This window comes from Flavobacterium cucumis (assembly GCF_900148835.1).
Lineage (GTDB): Bacteria > Bacteroidota > Bacteroidia > Flavobacteriales > Flavobacteriaceae > Flavobacterium > Flavobacterium cucumis.
The window spans coordinates 66,466-83,377 of the sequence record NZ_FRYK01000006.1 but is presented as its reverse complement, the minus strand read 5'-3'; the positions used below and the strand labels follow the sequence as shown (position 1 = coordinate 83,377).

Below are 16,912 nucleotides of genomic sequence, written 5' to 3'. Positions count from 1 at the left end.
AAACGAGATGATTACAATAAAAAAATATGCAGCTATTGATATTGGTTCAAACGCCATGCGCTTATTGGTGACGAATATTGTAGAGCAAGAAGGACAACCACCACAATTTAACAAGAGTTCTTTAGTTCGTGTTCCTATTCGTTTAGGACAAGATGCTTTCACAGTGGGCGAAATCACCGAAGAGAATATCGATAGAATGATTGACGCCATGAAAGCTTTCAAGTTATTAATGAAAGTACATAAGGTAGAAAAATATCAAGCTTGTGCTACATCGGCCATGCGTGAGGCCTATAATGGGAGAGAAGTAGTCGAAATCATAAAAAAGAAAGCCGATATTAAAATTGATATTATTGATGGTAAAAAAGAAGCCGCTATCATTGCTGCGTCCGATTTAAAACAATTCATCAGCACCGATAAAGCGTATTTGTATGTAGATGTTGGGGGAGGAAGTACCGAATTTTCTTTGTTTTACGAAGGCAAAATTATCGCATCCAAATCGTTTAAAAACGGAACCGTTCGTTTGTTGAATAACATGGTAAACGAGGTCGTTTGGCATGAAATTGAAAAATGGATCAAAACCAATACCGTACCTTTTGAAGATATCACATTAATTGGTTCTGGGGGGAATATCAATAAACTGTTTAAATTATCTGAAAAGCAACAAGACAAACCACTTTCGTATGTATATGTAAGTTCGCAATACCAAAAATTGAACAGCATGACCTACGAGCAAAGAATTGCCGAAATGGGTTTAAATCCAGACCGTGCCGATGTAATTATTCCTGCAACAAGAATCTATCTGAATGCTATGAAATGGAGTGGCGCAAGACATATTTATGTACCAAAAATTGGATTATCCGATGGTATCGTGAAGGCAATGTATTATGGAAGAATTTGATACCTTTCCATTCCGTCATTTAGACGCATAGAGACGTAATCTCAATAGAAGAAACAATTCCTTTAGCGATAAAAGCGTTGGATTATTTTTCTATTGCTAGGGAGTAGCGCATCTGAAACAGCCCTGTTTTTATATTAGCTACTCCCAGAATTCATAGAGGAACTTTCAAAAATCAATTTGCAGCAGAAAGCCTAAAATTGCCTTAGAATATACCCAAAAAAGATGTTGTGATGACTAAGTCCTTATCATGCTGAACTCGTTTCAGCATCTTTTTTTTGTCATTCCGCCAAATAGAAACGTAAGTTCAGCGGAGCTAAATCTCCTACGAAGTAGGCGCTCTCTTTGTCATTCCGCCAAAATAGAAACGTAAGTTCAGCGGAGCTAAATCTCCTAACCAGTAGGCTCCCCACTTTTGTCATTCCGCCTATTAGGAATCTCCTACACAGTAGGCTAACTTTTAAGCGTAGCTTAAAACAACAGCCCATCACCCTTGACCCATAACCCATCACTCATCACCAAAAAAATCAACCCCAATTACGGTTTCCCTCATTTTTATCTCAATCCCTTTATTTACCTTAGCTCTCAATGGCACCTCCGTGTAACTAACGGGTATGAAAATCAGGTAGTTTTATGGGTTGTATAGGTGCTTTTTTTTTGGTATGTTTGAAAAGATACAATAAGCCTTATAGAATATGTTACTAGAACCGCGCAAAGCCTTAAACAAAGCCTTTTTAAAGATTAAACCGAATAGAACGGGTATTGAGTTATTTAAACAAAACTTAATTCTGCTTTTAGATAGTATTAAGGATAAAGAATCGGAGGAGTTTCACAAGAATTTGATTTCGGATTTCTTGAAGAATACTTATTATTCGCCGAATCATTTTATTAATACGAAAGGGCGAAACGATTTAGTGATTCATATTGGCAAAGAGGCTAAGAGTAATGTAGGCGTTATTATTGAAGCAAAAAGCCCAACGAATAAAGCCGAAATGCTTTCGCAAAAGAATATCAATAGCAAGGCATTGCAAGAAATGGTGTTGTATTTCTTACGTGAACGTATCACTCATAAAAATCTTGAAGTTAAAAATGTAGTGGCGACCAACGTTAACGAATGGTACATTTTTGATGCCCAATTGTTTGATAAACTTTTTGCTCAAAACAAAAGCTTAGTTAAACAATTTCAAGACTTTGAAGAAGGCAAATTATCTGGAACGAATACCGACTTTTTCTATAAAGAAATTGCCAAACCTTACATTGAAACTGTACTAGACAAATTAGAATATACCTATTTTGATTTGGCTTCGTATGACAAAATTTTAAGAAACGAAGACAAACTCGATGATGCGAAATTAATTGTCTTATACAAATTACTTTCGCCAGAGCATTTATTAAAATTGTCGTTTGCGAATGATAGTAATTCCTTAGATAAAAACTTTTATAACGAATTACTGCATTTAATTGGGTTAACCGAAACTAAAGAAGGAGGGAAGAAGTTAATTGAACGCCCAAAAGTAGGACAGCGAAATGCCGGTTCTTTATTAGAAAACGTGATTAACCAATTGGATAGTTTAGATAAATTATCACGTTTACCGAATGTAAAACAATATGGCGACACGCATGAAGAACGCTTGTTTACCGTTGGTTTGGAATTATGTATTACTTGGGTAAATCGTATTTTGTTTTTAAAGTTGTTAGAAGCGCAATTGATTAGTTACCATAAGGGCGATAAAAGCTATGCGTTTTTGCACAAAGATTTGTTGCACGATTACGATAATTTGAATGCGTTGTTCTTTATGGTTTTAGCAAAGAAACCAGAAGAACGAAACGACCGCGTAAAATCATTATTTGCCAAAGTGCCTTACTTAAATAGTTCGTTGTTTGAGCCTACCGAGTTAGAACATCAAACCTTGTTTATTTCGGGATTAGAGGATGATATCCAACTGCCTATTGTAAGCGGTACGGTGTTGAAAGATGCCAATGGTAAAAAACTAACGGGTACGCATAAAGCTATTGAGTATTTCTTTGACTTTTTAGACGCTTACGATTTTGCGAGTGAAGGCAGCGAGGAAATACAAGAAGACAACAAAACCTTAATCAATGCCTCGGTATTGGGATTGATTTTTGAAAAGATTAATGGCTATAAAGATGGTTCGTTTTACACGCCAAGTTTCATTACGATGTACATGTGTAAAGAAACCATACGCCGTGCGGTGGTGCAAAAATTTAACGAAACCAAAGGTTGGAACTGCGAAGACTTTGATGCCTTATACAACAAAATTGAAGACACTAAAGAAGCTAACGCCATTATTAACAGCGTAAAAATATGCGACCCTGCGGTGGGTTCTGGACACTTTTTGGTTTCGGCGCTGAATGAAATGATTGCCATTAAGCACGATTTAAAAGTGTTGGTAGACCGCGAAGGCAAACGCTTAAAAGAATACCAAGTAGATATTGTAAACGATGAGTTAATTGTAACCGATGAAGATGGTTTACCGTTTACCTATAACCCTAAAAGTAAAGAAAGCCAACGGGTACAAGAAACCTTGTTTCATGAAAAGCAAACTATTATTGAAAACTGTTTGTTTGGGGTAGATATTAACCCGAACTCCGTTAAAATTTGCCGTTTGCGTTTGTGGATTGAATTACTTAAAAATTCTTATTACCAGGTTGAAGTTCCCCCTTCGGGGGTTAGGGGGCTAGAAACCTTACCCAACATCGATATTAACATTAAATGCGGAAACTCATTAATTGCTCGTTTTGGATTGGATGCTGACTTGAAAGAAGCGTTGAAGAAATCAAATAAAACAATTGCTGACTACAAAAATGCAGTAAAAACGTATCATAATGCTTCTTCTAAAGAAGAGAAAAAAGCGATGGAAGATTTTATTTTATCAGTTAAACAAAACTTTTCTTCAGAAATACGTTTGAATGACCCATTAAGAACAAAACTTCAAAAATTATCGAGTGAGTTATATCACCGTTTTACAGGAACATTTTTATTTGAACCTGAAACGCCTTATGGTAAAAGTGAAAAGGATTTAGAGAAGAAACGTAAAGCTGAAAAAGAAAAATTAGAAAAAGAAATAGATAAAATTGAAAAGCACTTTGAAGAAGTGAAAAGCAACAAAATTTATGAAAATGCTTTTGAATGGCGCTTTGAGTTTCCTGAAGTATTAAACGACGATGGCGATTTTGTAGGCTTTGATGTAGTGATTGGGAATCCTCCCTATGGTGTATCATTATCTGAAAACGAAATTGATTATTATAGAAAAAAATATAGTTTAATTATTGGACATTCTGAGGTATATTACATGTTCATTGAACTGGGATTAAATAGAATACTAAGAAAAAACCAAATTTTATCATTTATCATTCCAAATGCTTGGCTGTCAAATAAATACGCTAAGGCATTGAGAGAATCTTTAATTAAAGATTATAATTTATTGGAAATTATAAATTTTAATCAAAAAATAATATTTGAAGATGCTCAGGTTGAAACTTGTATTGTTACTGTAAATAAATCTCATTCTAATAAATTACTAAATGTTGGGCAGTCAATTGATGACAAGTATGAATTTAATTCGGAAGTATGGTTAGAAAATGAAAATAGAGTTATAAATTTCTCTGAAAATTTTAAATTACAAGAATTATTATTAAAAATTTCTAGTACTAAAACAAAAATCTCTGATTTTTTTGATATTACAAATGGTTGTAAACCATACCAAGCTGGGTATGGTAAAAATTTAGAAAATAAACCATTTACGGTGAATGATGTAAAAAATAGAATTTATCATGCTGATAATAAAATTGATGATAATTATTATTTAGAATTAAAAGGAAAAGATATAATACCATATTTTACAAAAGAAACAGAGAAATATATTAAATGGGGTAATTGGTTAATGTCTCCTAAAGATAAAAAATATTATTTCCAACCTAAAATATTAATTAGACAAATAATTGGAAAATCTTTTATCGCTTCAATTGATAAAACAAATTCAATTGCCGATCAATCTCTATATATAATTATTCCTTTGACTGAAAATAATGAGATATCGTTAGAATTTTGTTTAGGAGTGATTAATTCAAAATTATATGGTTTTTATTTTAGGAAATTCTATTCAGAAGAAGATGATTTGTTTCCAAAAATAAAGGTTAATGAACTTAAATCATTACCCTTTTTAAAACCAAATGAAAAATTGATGTTAATTTTTACAGACAAAGTCGACCAAATTCTTTCGCTCAAAAAAGATAACCCAGAAGCCGATACTTCTGATTTAGAGCGTGAGATAGATTTTATGGTTTATGAATTGTATGGGTTGAGTGAGGAGGAGATTAGTATTGTGGAGGGGAGTTAGGTAATTTAATTATTTAAATAAACTTTTTCAAACAAATTGGTGGTAATTTTAAAATAAATATTAAGTATATAATTTATTAACAAACATAATAGCAAATGACAATTCAAGAAATTTTTAACGACATAACAAAACGACTCATAACCATTAAAGCTAGTGAGACAACAATTATGGCTTACAATTCTTTTTTAAATGAAAGTTCAAATTTGAATATAAAGCCTATAAGACACTTTATACAAATTGCAAGAAATCCAAATCCACAATTTCAAGGACTTGTTATTGAGTGTTTAATTGTAGATGAGCAAAGACTTTATGACATAGTAATAGGGACAGACAATATTGATATTAATTCAATTTGGATAAAAGACCTTATAAAAGTAGGTATTCAAACAATTCCTGTTATTTCAAAAACTAAGGAGAACGAACAAGAAATAGTTAAAAAAGAATACTTTGCGCAATTGCTTATTACTTATTCACCAGGAAATAATTATTTCTACAAAACAAACATTGAAAGGATTGGAGAACTCTACCAATTAGCATCATTATTAACTAATATGAGATAATCATGGCATTACTTCAAACAATAATTCAATTAGAGGCAATAGGTATTGTAGATTGGTGTTCAGTAAATTTTATGAATATTATTACCACTATTGCTGCAATAATCAATGCAATTTATGTTTTTTATACAATAAAAACATTTAGAGAAATTAGAAAACAAACAGACTTGCAATTGAAAGCTCATTTATCATTTGATACAAAAATCATTAAGGATGGTGAACTAACTAAACCTAATGTAAACAAAGACTATTTAGATTATTCTTTTGGTAATGACTGGAAGATTTCTATGCAGACAGCATTTCCAGAACTTTCTGATCCTGGTCTATTTGATGGTGTTTACTATTGTATTTCAATTGCAAACTATGGAAATACAGAAGTAAAACAGATTTCATTTGATATTGAAATTATAATTGAAAACTCAAAAAATATTGTTGAGATTAAAAAACTTACTGCCAAAGAATCAAAAAAGACAACTTTAAAAATAACAGAAATTCTTCGAAAAGGAGACTCTATTTCACTTCCTGTTTTTTCAATTGCTGCTTTTCCTATTTATACCGTTCTTATAACTGGAAAATATACCGATGTTCGTAATCAAGAATATAATATATCGGCAATAATTGATAAAAAAGAAAACATATACTTACAATAGTAAAACTAAACCCCCGCTCGTGCGCGAATCCTTTCGCGTTCGCTTAGTTAGTAATGAGATGGTTAATAGATGCTGAAACGAGTTCAGCATGACAAAAGGAGAGGAGATGCTGGAATGAGATGCTGAAATGAGTTCAGCATGACAAAAGGAGAGCTGCTGAAATCGAAGATACAACGAGGTTAAATGATCCCGAAGTTTCGGGACAGTATGACAAAAAAAGACAAATGAAAGTTATCAAAACGAATAAAAAAGCTAAAAATCAGTCTATTATAGTATATAAGTTACACCAACTCGATTGGTTGGAATATATTTCTATTGGCCTATGTTTGTGGTTTGTGTTTTATCCTAGACCTTATGACTATTTGTTACTATCGTTGTTGTTACTTCCTTTTGTGGGAATGTTTTTAAATGGTTTAAACAAGCCCAGTATTACTTCGTTAGTAGAAATTGATCGTGATTCAAAAGACGAGTATGATGTAGCGGATTTTATTGATTTACCTGCTTGGGCTATTGTAGTTCGTACTTTGTTAGATTATGAAACGGATTCTTTTGTAGCGGTTATTACTGCAGGTACGATTGCTTTTGTGGGGATTTGTTTGTTTTTGTTGGTTACGCATCAGCAAATTTCGGATTCGAATAAAGACAAGTGGTGGATTTATGGTTCTATAGTTTTTAGTTTTTTTATTTATAGTTATAGTGCTGTTGTGGCTGTGAATTGTACGTTTGATTATTCGGAACCTAAGGAATATCATACCGAGGTGATTGATAAGCGTATCAGTAGAAGTAGTAAAGGTAGAAGAACGTACTATGTTAAAGTAAAACCTTGGGGACACCACTATGACGCGGAGAGTATCACGGTTTCTTCCGAGGAATATGAGCAGTATCAGATTAATGATAAGGTGGAAGTGGAGTATAAGGAGGGGTTGTTGGGGATTCCTTGGTATTATTTGGATTGAGAAGTGAAAAGTAAAAAGTGAAAAGTAAAAAGTTAAAAGTGAGAAGTTAAAAGTGAGAAGGGATAAGGGAGGGCTTCACTTCGTGAAGCATCAGACTACTTTGTAGGAGATTTAGCTTCGCTGAACTTACGTTTCTATTCTGCGGAATGACAGCTTTGACTGCGTAAAGCGTGTGCCTAAGGTTAGGAGGTTCTTAGCGGGCTCGGAATGACAGGTGATAATTAATTTTAATTTTATATTTATGAGAAAAGTAATTTTATGTTTGGTTTTAGTATTTAGTAGTTTGAATTTGTTTGCTCAAGATTATACTTCTTTAGATGTGGGTTCTTTACAAAAGATGGAAGATTATGTAAAAGCAGAGCCAAAAGTTTTGGAGTGTGCTAACTTCTTATTGCAAACGCCTCATGAGAAAAATAATTTGAATCGTTTGTCTGCTACGCAATACATTTTAAAATGGATGGAAGGAACGGATTATACTTTTAATATTGATTCTAAGGCTGTAGAGCTAACCGATGGAAACAATGATTTGTTTGGCTTATATATGACTAGCATGCCAAAAGTGGTTTTGGAAAATAAAGACACCGAATTAGCGGCAGACGAAGTTCACAATAAAGTAGTGGAGTTGTTAGTTGCTTATTGTAAGAATGAGAAAAACAACATGAAACCGACTAAGAAATTGAAAAAGTTGATGAAGTAATTTAGTAGTTTTCATGAAGTATTTTTCGGTTCGCTTATCCATTCTTATTTTACCTTATGTATTGGTTTCCCTGCTTTTTATAATGGGGTACACTTTTTTGAATTGGTTCTTTTGTATTTATACGAAATGGGTGGCTATCAAAGAAATGTATATCGATTTTATATTTCCGATGCTCATTTCTATTTTGATAGTGTACTTTATTATTCGCCCCCGTTTGCATATACTAAAGTTGGCTCCAGGGAAAGACACTTTTGGAATACAGTTTTTAATTGCCTTATCATTGTGTATTCCAACAGTAGTTGCGCAACATTATATTGATAAAGCAACAGGAACCCTTACAAAAGTGCATCGCATAACAGAGATATCAAAGTTACCTGAATCGAAATATTATGATGTTACTATATTTTATTTAGATACGACTCATCTGGGAATGTATAAAACGTCTAGTGTTTCTGGAAAGTATGGTCAGTATTATAATTTTAAATTATATATTGCCATTCCTATGTTTAATACCGCTAAAGATACGAATGGTTTTGCCTGTAAATATTGGATAGGGGAATATTATTCCAAACAAATAAGAAATAGTTTGTCACCCGATGAAAAAGCTAGACTGGCAAAGGAATTTTTACGAGAATCAGAGCGTCAATTTAGAACTACTAATTTTTCCAATTTTACCTACTTAGAGAAGTTCCGTAAATCAGACGATTTAGAAGGTTATGAAGCTGCTATTGCTCGAGGTTTTTATGCGGATTCAAAAGATGTAATTGTATTTGCAAGGCGCCAAGAAGCATTTGAATCGCGATTAGGGACAACTTTTGAGTGGATATTTTATAGTTGGGGTATTGGTACCCTTGTAATTTCTTTGATTTTTTTGTTTGCTAAATTAAATCCAGCTCGTATTACAAAGTATAAGAAAGGGACTTTAAATACAAAATCTGATTTGGAGGATTTTCTCATTTTATTAGTTCCCCGAAAAGACTTTTTTACAACTCCTATATTGATTCATCTAAATGTATTGATTTTCCTTTTGTTGTTTTTCTTTGGCTTTGGTTTTATGCATGTTAAGGGTAGTGATTTGTTGCATTTTGGTGCTAATTTTAAACCTTTGGTTTTACAGGGTGAAATTTGGCGTTTGTTGAGTAGTATTTTTCTTCACGGTGGTTTTCTTCATTTACTTATGAATATGATGGCGCTATTTTTTGCGGGTCTCTTTTTGGAATCTTTGTTAGGTAAGTGGCGCTTGTTGTTGCTTTATATTGTAACTGGTATAGCGGCTAGTTTAGCTAGTTTTATTTGGTATGATGCTACAATTAGTGTGGGTGCTTCAGGGGCCATTTTTGGATTGTATGGTTATTTCATTGCGGCCATTATTTATCAATCGTTTCCTTATAAAATGCATTCGGGCTTTTTGTATAGTTTGTTAGCTTATGTTGGAATTAATTTGGTTATGGGGCTTATTGGAAGTGGCGGTATTGATAATGCAGCGCATATTGGGGGATTGGTAAGTGGTTTTTGTTATGGTGTTTTGTTTCCTGTGGAGAAGAAAAAATAGGTTGGGTGATTGTTAAACTTTACTGCGTAAAGCAAAAGCCTACGTTGTAGGAGTTTCCTATTTTGGCGGAATGACAGCTTGTACTTCGTAAAGCGAGTTAGGGTAGGAGATTTAGTTTCGCTGAGTTTACGTTTCTATTTGGTGGAATGAAAAGGTGTAATGATGTTTTCTAAAGATTTTAGGATCTTGTTCAAGGGCTACCAAAACAAGTTTCAATAAGCTACACATCCAAATCAAACGTCTTTCGCAACAAATCTAAAGCCGGATTAATTTGTTTTAAGCGTTCAAATTTTTCTTGTGGGGTGAAGGCGTATTTGTTTTCAGTAGTTTCATTTACAACGACTTCAATGGTAATATCGTGGTTGTGTAATTTGCCTCTTAAATACCCCATTAATTCATGACAACCCGATAAAAATTCCTCTTTCGTACTTTGGTTGGGAAGTTCTAACGTAATTTTTGTTCCGTCTAGTGTTGGATCATTCATTTGCATATACGTGGCCATCAAACGTTTTCCACTGTCTACCATTTTTTGAGCAAACTTATTCCATTGCAACAACATATCGGTTTCATTAAACGCTTCTGAAGGTAATTCTTCGCGATGTCTTTGAACGGTTTGTTGTTGGGCTTCCAATTCTTTTTTCGCTTTAATACTCGCTAAAGAAAGTGCCGAAACTTTGGTTGCTGTCGGATTTAAATGGGTTAAAACGGGTTTCGGAATTTCAGGAACAATTGGAGCAACTACTTCATTTTGAACTTGTGGAATTGATGAAACAACGGGTTCGATTACTTCGGGAGCTGTTTTTACAACAGGTTTAACTTCTTCAGTAGGAACTTGAGTTTTTAACGATGAAGCTTCTGAAATAGAGTAGGAGTTGTGCTTGTAATACGTAGCCGGAATGATAAATTTAGCTACTTTTTTTTTTCTCCATCAAAAGTGATAGAGGCCAATTGCATCAAACAAAGTTCAACTAAAAGACGTTGGTTTTGACTGACTTTATATTTCAAATCGCACTCATTGGCTAATTCAATTCCTTTCAATAAGAAATCGTGCATCGCTTTATGAGATTGAGCGGCATATAGACTTTGTGCATGTTCACCCGCTTCCAATAAAGATAAAGTCGCCGGATTTTTACAAACCAATAAATCTCTAAAATGAGATGCCAAGCCAGCAATAAAATGATGCCCATCAAAACCTTTCGCTAAAATGTCATTGTAAGCTAAAAGCAAATCTGGAATTTTATTTTCTAAAATTAAATCCGTGATTTTGATGTAATATTCAAAATCGAGTACGTTTAAATTTTCGGTAACCGCTTGTCTAGTAAGGTTTTTTCCACAATAAGAAACGACACGATCAAAAATAGACAAAGCATCACGCATTGCACCATCTGCTTTTTGAGCAATGATGTGAAGCGCATCATCTTCAAAGGTAATTCCTTGTTCTTTCGCAATTTCCGCTAGATGTTCTTTCGCATCTTTAACTGTAATTCTTTTGAAATCAAAAATTTGACAACGCGATAAAATCGTTGGAATAATTTTGTGTTTTTCAGTAGTCGCTAAGATGAAAATGGCATGTTTAGGGGGTTCTTCTAATGTTTTCAGGAAAGCATTAAAAGCCGCTTGCGAAAGCATGTGCACCTCGTCTATGATATAAACTTTATATTTTCCAGTTTGTGGAGGTATTCTCACTTGGTCGATAATGCTTCTGATATCATCAACACCGTTATTAGAAGCCGCATCCAATTCAAAAACATTGAATGAAAAGTCTTCATACGGATCATCATAACCTTCTTGATTAATTTTTCGAGCTAGGATTCGAGCACAAGTTGTTTTTCCAACCCCACGAGGTCCTGTAAATAATAAGGCTTGGGCGAGATGATTGGTTTCTATAGCATTCAACAACGTATTGGTAATAGCCTGTTGCCCCACAACATCTTTAAATGTTTGTGGACGGTATTTACGAGCCGATACGATAAATTGTTCCATAAATGCTATTGAAAGACAAATATAGGTTGGGAAATTCCAAAAAACAAATTCCAAAATCCAAATTGAGGGGAATCTTTATAAAAGTTATTCACAATTTGGTCCTAGTACATTAGAGTGTGGTGGAATGCTTGTCTTTTATCGAAAGTTTAGAAATAGCAGCCGCATTTTTATCCGATGAATTGGCAGCAGTTCCGGTAACAAAAACACCTTTTAAACCATATTTAGATACGATGCCATAAACGGTAGCTTCGTCATCGGGGTTCGAATTGCCTTCGTAATGGTAAATATGATGGATGCAATAATTTTCGGGATGCAAAATAATGTCTTGTTCATTTTGATTGAAATCAAATGTAAACCCTTTGTCTCTTAATTTTTGAAGTGCTTCGGAGACGGAAGCATAGTGATAAATAGTTGACATGAGAATTATGTATTATGATTTTGCGACCTATAAATTTACAAAATTTGTTGCATACTCAGCAAAAGTTTCTGTTAAACTATCCATTAATATTTTCTCAAACGATTTAAAATGTTGTAAGTTTGCACCGCAGACCGCCTTATCGTTCCCGATTTTCGGGAGAGGAAAGTCCGGACACCAAAGAGTAGCATAGTGGGTAACGCCCATCCATCGAAAGGTGAGGACAAGTGCAACAGAAAGTATGTACAGGTAATGCTGTAGTGAAACCAGGTAAACTCTATGCGGTGAAATGCCAAGTATATCAGCAGTTTCTGAGCAATCAGAATAAGGGCGACTCGTCCGATGTTGAAGGGTAGGCAGCTTGATCCCGATAGTAATATCGGGGCTAGATAAATGATAAGGCTCCATTCTTGGAGACAGAATCCGGCTTATAGGTCTGCTTTTTTATGCGATAGTGGTGATCACTTCTTCTGTATTCGCTGAAACTTCTAGATTTTTATTTTTTTCAATTTCAAACAATTCTTGTTCAACGTTGTTGTAATCTTTTATTACTTTTATCACTATCAAACAAAGTGGAATCGTGAAAAATTCGTTTGCTAAATTTATCTCAGTAGCACGAGTAATTTCTTCTAATGTTTCGGCGTTCAGATTCAAGCGCATTCCTATTCTTTCTAATAGCGAAGCAATTATCCATAAAGTCCACCAAATCCCAACAAAAGTTACATTTAGTCGTTTGACATAATCCGTTTTTACTTTTGATAAATAATTTTCAGTTTCAACGTAAAGTTCTTTCATTATTTGATAAGGTCTGAAAAAATTCATTATCGGAACAAACCAAGCTCCGGCAGCCCAACCTTCGGTGAATTCTAAATGTTTTACAACTTGATGGAGGTTGTAATAAGCTCTTCTAAACCAAAGAATAAAAAACACATAACAAAGGACATATACCCCTAACGTGATAAAAGCAATAATCCGTTGTCTAATATCATTTGATTCGGCCTCTTCTATAGTAAATCCTTCAATAGATTGCAACATCGTATACTGAAGCAGGTCTGAAATTATGGATATTATGTTTAAGACAAATAGTATTGCAAAAACAATAATTAAATTTTTAGCTCTTTGCGTATTATTCTTTAACATGATGTGATTTTTTAACCTTGATCTTCATTTTCTAATTCTTCTTCGATTTCGCTTTCAAATTCATAAAATGAAAAAACCGAACCGCCATAGGCTTTTGAAAATGAAAAATTAGATAAATGATCCAGTTTGGTATGTTTTGAATGCTCTACGATTAACATCCCTTCTTCATCCAAAAGTTCGTTTTCAAAAATTAGTTGAATGATTTTTTCAAAATGCTCTTGACTCAAATCATAAGGAGGGTCAGCAAAAATAATATCGTAACTTGTCTTGCTCTTTTCTAAAAATTTAAAAACATCACTTTTTATCGCACTAATGTCCAAATCGAGTTCGTTAGCCGTTTTCTTTATAAAATTCACACATCCCATATCGCCATCCACACTTGTTACAGGACCAGCACCTCGCGATGCAAATTCGTAACTGATGTTTCCCGTTCCAGAAAATAAATCCAAAACTTTCAATCCATGAAAATTAAAATAATTATTCAAAATATTGAACAACGATTCTTTACACATATCGGTTGTAGGACGAACAGGTAAGTTTTTTGGAGCAACAAGTCGTCGCCCTTTGTGTTTTCCAGAAATAATTCTCATGAATGATAGAGTATAAAGTGTTTTCTCAATTCAGCAGCTGAAACATTTAAGATAGCGGCTTTGTTGCTGACGTCAAGTAAATTGCAATTTCTAATGTATTTGTAAACAATCTTGAAAAAAGGATCCTCTGCTGTACAATTGCCTAAAAGTTGTACCGAAATGATTTCTGGGTTCAGTTGCAACTGTTCGCAGGTAAACAAAACATAATAAATAAAATCTTCTGCGGTTTGATATTGAAACGAATTAAAAAGCAACAATTGTTGATTTTTTACCACGACAATTTCAAAATGCGCTTGTTGAAGGTGAACAAAAACTTGTTTTTCTTCTTTATTTTTTGAGAGGTTTAGTAATTGTTTTACCAGAAAAGAGTTCGCATTTTGATATTCAAAGGTATCGTATTGGTCCAATAAAAAATTGTTGATATTTACAAAAGGTACATAAACATTATTCATTTCGTATGGAAAAATGATGTCATGTGTGAAAAAATCAGTTTCAAAAACTTTGGTGTTATACTGCAAGTAACTTGCTATAAAATGAGGATCAAATAGGGAGGAAGGAACAAAAGTATTCAGATTGTTATCATGAATAACCATGACTTCATCAAATGATTTTGTTAGAATAGGATAATCAACAAATGTGCGCCATAATTGCTCTTCAATTACTTTAGTTTTTTCAAAAGTAATAGACATGGTGTTAATTATCGTATTGGATAGTAAATCAAAGACACAAAAAGAAAGTCCATCCAAGGAAACCTGAATGGACAACTTTTTGTATGTTTTTTGTGTAATATCGTTATTCGTTACTACCATATTTTTTTGGCCAGTTTCCTGTAAGACTTACTTCATCTAACGAACCTAAAATAATTTGAGGACCATTGATTTCGTCAATTGATTCTACTTTATTTTCGTTTTTAATTAATTCAGGATCAAGATCTTTTAATAAGGCATTTTTATCAATAGTAGCTTGAAAAGTAGAAATATTCATGTCATTTCTATTTACTAATCCCGTTTTCATGATTACAGGAACTTCAAAATCGCCAACCTTAACAACATTTAATCTTTTATAACGATCTGAATTTTTAAATAAAGAGTCTTTTACAGATACCGTTCCTAATTTTTCAGTAATTACAATGTCTTTATAGAAACCACCAACTCCGTCAGCATCAACTTTAATACCAAAAGCAGCATTTTTAGCAGCATCTACAACTGAAGTATCTCTTCTTGAAATAATTTCAAATTGTCCTGTTTCAACAAAATTTACTAACTCTTCAAAAGTATCTGCATATTTTCCGTTTACTGATTTATAACCTGTTTGAAGTTTCTTAATATCAAGCATTGTTTTTACCGCAATCTCATAACGAGCTTCTTTTTCTTGCTTAAACTCAATAGGTTTCATAACTGATGCGTAAATAAGATAAGCTAAACCAAAGCAAACAACCCACAATACTACAGAGATTATTGGTTTTGCTCCAGAAGGTAAAAATTTATCTATAAGTTTTACTAAAACCACTGCTACAATGCAGGTAATTACGACGTACAATAATAATAATAACATTAGATTTATATTTTTTAGTTATATATAGGAATGCAAACTTACAATTTTTTTTTCTTCACAAAAGATTTTCTTGTAAAAATCATCTGTATATTTGAAAATTAATATTGGCCAAATCTATTTTTATGACTTACAAGCTGTTTTACAATTTATTACAAAAAAAATTTCCCCATCAACCCACTCAAAAACAAGATGTTTTTCTCCAAAAAATAGCTGATTTTGTTATGAATTCAACAACAGATGATGTTTTTGTGCTAAAAGGGTATGCAGGAACAGGTAAAACAACTATTATTGCTACTGTTATTAACAATTTGGCCGAAATTGACATGAAAGCGGTGCTTTTGGCTCCAACGGGTAGAGCAGCTAAAGTTATAGCCAATTATTCTGGAAAACAAGCCTTTACCATTCACAAACGTATTTATTTTCCTAAGAAAAATAAAGCGGGTGGCGTAAGTTTTACTTTGCAACAAAATAAATTTAAGAACACTCTTTTTATAGTAGATGAATCTTCTATGATTTCGGATAATAATCAGGATTCTAAAATGTATGAGAACGGTTCTTTGTTAGACGATTTGTTTTTTTATGTGGAAGCAGGGAAGAATTGTAAGCTTTTATTAATTGGTGACACTGCTCAGTTACCTCCTGTAAATATGAGCGTAAGCCCAGCTTTGGATATTGATTCTCTTTCGTTACACTATCAAAAAAATGTGCATCATATTGAATTCGACGAAGTGATGCGTCAAGCGGAACATTCCGGTATTTTATATAATGCTACACAATTGCGAGAATTATTACATTCACAATTTATGGATACTTTTCAATTTAAGTTAAAAGGATTCAAAGATATTGTCCGATTGCAAGATGGCTATGAAATTCAAGATGCGATCCATCAAGCGTACGACAATTATAGTATAGAAGATACCGTTTTTATTTTACGCTCTAACAAAAGAGCCAATCAGTACAACCAACAAATCAGAAGTGCTATTCTTGCCAAAGAAAGTGAAATTTCAACAGGCGATTATTTAATGGTGGTCAAGAATAATTATTTTTGGTTGAAAGAAAATTCAGAGGCAGGTTTTATTGCGAATGGCGATATTATAGAAATTCTTGAAATTAGAAAAATACAAGAATTATACGGATTCAAATTTGCAACAGTAAAAGTTAGAATGGTTGATTATCCAAATCAAATTCCCTTTGATACGGTGGTTATATTGGATACCATTATGAGCGAATCCCCTTCGTTGACGTATGAAGAGTCCAATAAATTATATCAAGAAGTTTTATTGGATTATGAAGAAGAACGCCTTCAATATAAAAAAATGCAAAAAGTAAAGGAAAATCCTTATTTCAATGCCCTTCAGGTGAAATTTTCGTATGCAATTACTTGTCACAAATCGCAAGGCGGACAATGGAAAACCGTTTTTGTAGAACAACCTTATTTACCTGATGGTATTGATGTTGATTATGTACGTTGGTTATATACAGCCATTACGCGTGCCGAAGAAAAATTATATTTAATCGGATTTAAGGACGAGTTTTTTGAAAATTAATACTTTTGTAATCAA

Annotated in this window: 15 protein-coding genes and 1 other RNA gene; 9 read left to right on the top strand and 7 right to left on the bottom strand. The window is 33.2% G+C overall.

Annotation, left to right across the window (positions count from 1 at the left end):
- Window positions 1-7 precede the first annotated feature (7 nt).
- The 7 genes from BUE95_RS12600 (at window position 8) to BUE95_RS12570 (ending at window position 9,668) form a co-directional block, all read left to right on the top strand.
- A complete protein-coding gene (locus BUE95_RS12600; protein WP_073585066.1) occupies window positions 8-898 on the top strand; it encodes a Ppx/GppA phosphatase family protein in 891 nt (296 codons plus the stop codon).
- A 692-nt stretch (window positions 899-1,590) separates the two neighbouring features.
- Window positions 1,591-5,256, top strand: coding sequence for a DUF7149 domain-containing protein (locus tag BUE95_RS12595; RefSeq protein ID WP_073585064.1), 3,666 nt, complete (start codon window positions 1,591-1,593; stop codon window positions 5,254-5,256).
- Between the two features lie 95 nt (window positions 5,257-5,351).
- Window positions 5,352-5,816, top strand: coding sequence for a hypothetical protein (locus BUE95_RS12590; protein ID WP_073585062.1), 465 nt, complete (start codon window positions 5,352-5,354; stop codon window positions 5,814-5,816).
- Window positions 5,817-5,818: 2 nt separating this feature from the next.
- A complete protein-coding gene (locus tag BUE95_RS12585) occupies window positions 5,819-6,463 on the top strand; it encodes a hypothetical protein (RefSeq protein ID WP_073585060.1) in 645 nt (214 codons plus the stop codon).
- Window positions 6,464-6,687: 224 nt separating this feature from the next.
- Window positions 6,688-7,419, top strand: a complete 732-nt coding sequence (locus tag BUE95_RS12580) for a hypothetical protein (protein WP_073585058.1) — start codon at window positions 6,688-6,690, stop codon at window positions 7,417-7,419.
- Window positions 7,420-7,660: 241 nt separating this feature from the next.
- Entirely contained in the window at window positions 7,661-8,116 is a 456-nt protein-coding gene (locus BUE95_RS12575; RefSeq protein WP_073585056.1) for a hypothetical protein, read from the top strand.
- Between the two features lie 13 nt (window positions 8,117-8,129).
- Window positions 8,130-9,668, top strand: a complete 1,539-nt coding sequence (locus tag BUE95_RS12570) for a rhomboid family intramembrane serine protease (RefSeq protein ID WP_084530307.1) — start codon at window positions 8,130-8,132, stop codon at window positions 9,666-9,668.
- Window positions 9,669-9,888: 220 nt separating this feature from the next.
- Here BUE95_RS12570 and BUE95_RS12565 read toward each other — a convergent pair whose 3' ends face one another.
- The 3 genes from BUE95_RS12565 to BUE95_RS12555 form a co-directional block, all read right to left on the bottom strand.
- Entirely contained in the window at window positions 9,889-10,299 is a 411-nt protein-coding gene (locus BUE95_RS12565; protein WP_234977657.1) for a DNA polymerase III subunit gamma/tau, read from the bottom strand.
- A gap of 278 nt (window positions 10,300-10,577) precedes the next feature.
- Window positions 10,578-11,651, bottom strand: a complete 1,074-nt coding sequence (gene dnaX / locus BUE95_RS12560) for a DNA polymerase III subunit gamma/tau (RefSeq protein WP_073585050.1) — start codon at window positions 11,649-11,651, stop codon at window positions 10,578-10,580.
- A gap of 109 nt (window positions 11,652-11,760) precedes the next feature.
- Window positions 11,761-12,069 carry a hypothetical protein gene (locus BUE95_RS12555; protein ID WP_073585048.1) on the bottom strand — a complete coding sequence of 103 codons (309 nt, stop codon included), beginning with the start codon at window positions 12,067-12,069 and terminating at the stop codon, window positions 11,761-11,763.
- A 123-nt stretch (window positions 12,070-12,192) separates the two neighbouring features.
- Here BUE95_RS12555 and rnpB point away from each other — a divergent pair.
- Window positions 12,193-12,513: RNase P RNA component class A (rnpB, locus tag BUE95_RS12550), an RNA gene on the top strand.
- Here rnpB and BUE95_RS12545 read toward each other — a convergent pair.
- The 4 genes from BUE95_RS12545 to BUE95_RS12530 are packed head-to-tail and all read right to left on the bottom strand — an operon-like array spanning window position 12,511 to window position 15,350.
- On the bottom strand, window positions 12,511-13,206 hold the full coding sequence (locus BUE95_RS12545; protein WP_073585046.1) for a DUF4328 domain-containing protein: 696 nt from the start codon (window positions 13,204-13,206) through the stop codon (window positions 12,511-12,513). The two genes, rnpB and BUE95_RS12545, sit on opposite strands and share 3 nt — an antisense overlap.
- A gap of 11 nt (window positions 13,207-13,217) precedes the next feature.
- Window positions 13,218-13,796 carry a 16S rRNA (guanine(966)-N(2))-methyltransferase RsmD gene (gene rsmD / locus BUE95_RS12540; protein ID WP_073585044.1) on the bottom strand — a complete coding sequence of 193 codons (579 nt, stop codon included), beginning with the start codon at window positions 13,794-13,796 and terminating at the stop codon, window positions 13,218-13,220.
- Window positions 13,793-14,605: a DUF3822 family protein gene (locus tag BUE95_RS12535; RefSeq protein ID WP_073585042.1), complete on the bottom strand. Its 813-nt coding sequence runs from the start codon at window positions 14,603-14,605 to the stop codon at window positions 13,793-13,795. Before BUE95_RS12535 ends, rsmD begins: the two co-directional genes overlap by 4 nt.
- The gene (locus BUE95_RS12530; RefSeq protein ID WP_084530306.1) at window positions 14,589-15,350 is read right to left on the bottom strand and encodes a hypothetical protein; all 762 of its coding nucleotides are present in this window, start codon (window positions 15,348-15,350) and stop codon (window positions 14,589-14,591) included. Before BUE95_RS12530 ends, BUE95_RS12535 begins: the two co-directional genes overlap by 17 nt.
- 122 nt (window positions 15,351-15,472) lie before the next feature.
- Between BUE95_RS12530 and BUE95_RS12525 the strand changes: the two genes are divergently transcribed.
- Window positions 15,473-16,897 (top strand): ATP-dependent DNA helicase, encoded by a 1,425-nt coding sequence (locus tag BUE95_RS12525; RefSeq protein WP_073585040.1) that lies wholly within the window; start codon window positions 15,473-15,475, stop codon window positions 16,895-16,897.
- Window positions 16,898-16,912: the final 15 nt, after the last annotated feature.

Bases quoted from the DNA above. Each gene is read 5' to 3' on its own strand.
- BUE95_RS12580 (WP_073585058.1), top strand. From the start codon at position 6,688: ATGAAAGTTATCAAAACGAATAAAAAAGCTAAAAATCAGTCTATTATA.
- BUE95_RS12545 (WP_073585046.1), bottom strand. From the start codon at position 13,206: ATGTTAAAGAATAATACGCAAAGAGCTAAAAATTTAATTATTGTTTTT.
- BUE95_RS12555 (WP_073585048.1), bottom strand. From the start codon at position 12,069: ATGTCAACTATTTATCACTATGCTTCCGTCTCCGAAGCACTTCAAAAA.
- BUE95_RS12525 (WP_073585040.1), top strand. From the start codon at position 15,473: ATGACTTACAAGCTGTTTTACAATTTATTACAAAAAAAATTTCCCCAT.
- BUE95_RS12570 (WP_084530307.1), top strand. From the start codon at position 8,130: ATGAAGTATTTTTCGGTTCGCTTATCCATTCTTATTTTACCTTATGTA.
- BUE95_RS12595 (WP_073585064.1), top strand. From the start codon at position 1,591: ATGTTACTAGAACCGCGCAAAGCCTTAAACAAAGCCTTTTTAAAGATT.
- BUE95_RS12585 (WP_073585060.1), top strand. From the start codon at position 5,819: ATGGCATTACTTCAAACAATAATTCAATTAGAGGCAATAGGTATTGTA.
- BUE95_RS12600 (WP_073585066.1), top strand. From the start codon at position 8: ATGATTACAATAAAAAAATATGCAGCTATTGATATTGGTTCAAACGCC.
- BUE95_RS12590 (WP_073585062.1), top strand. From the start codon at position 5,352: ATGACAATTCAAGAAATTTTTAACGACATAACAAAACGACTCATAACC.
- BUE95_RS12575 (WP_073585056.1), top strand. From the start codon at position 7,661: ATGAGAAAAGTAATTTTATGTTTGGTTTTAGTATTTAGTAGTTTGAAT.
- BUE95_RS12530 (WP_084530306.1), bottom strand. From the start codon at position 15,350: ATGTTATTATTATTATTGTACGTCGTAATTACCTGCATTGTAGCAGTG.
- dnaX (WP_073585050.1), bottom strand. From the start codon at position 11,651: ATGGAACAATTTATCGTATCGGCTCGTAAATACCGTCCACAAACATTT.
- rsmD (WP_073585044.1), bottom strand. From the start codon at position 13,796: ATGAGAATTATTTCTGGAAAACACAAAGGGCGACGACTTGTTGCTCCA.
- BUE95_RS12535 (WP_073585042.1), bottom strand. From the start codon at position 14,605: ATGGTAGTAACGAATAACGATATTACACAAAAAACATACAAAAAGTTG.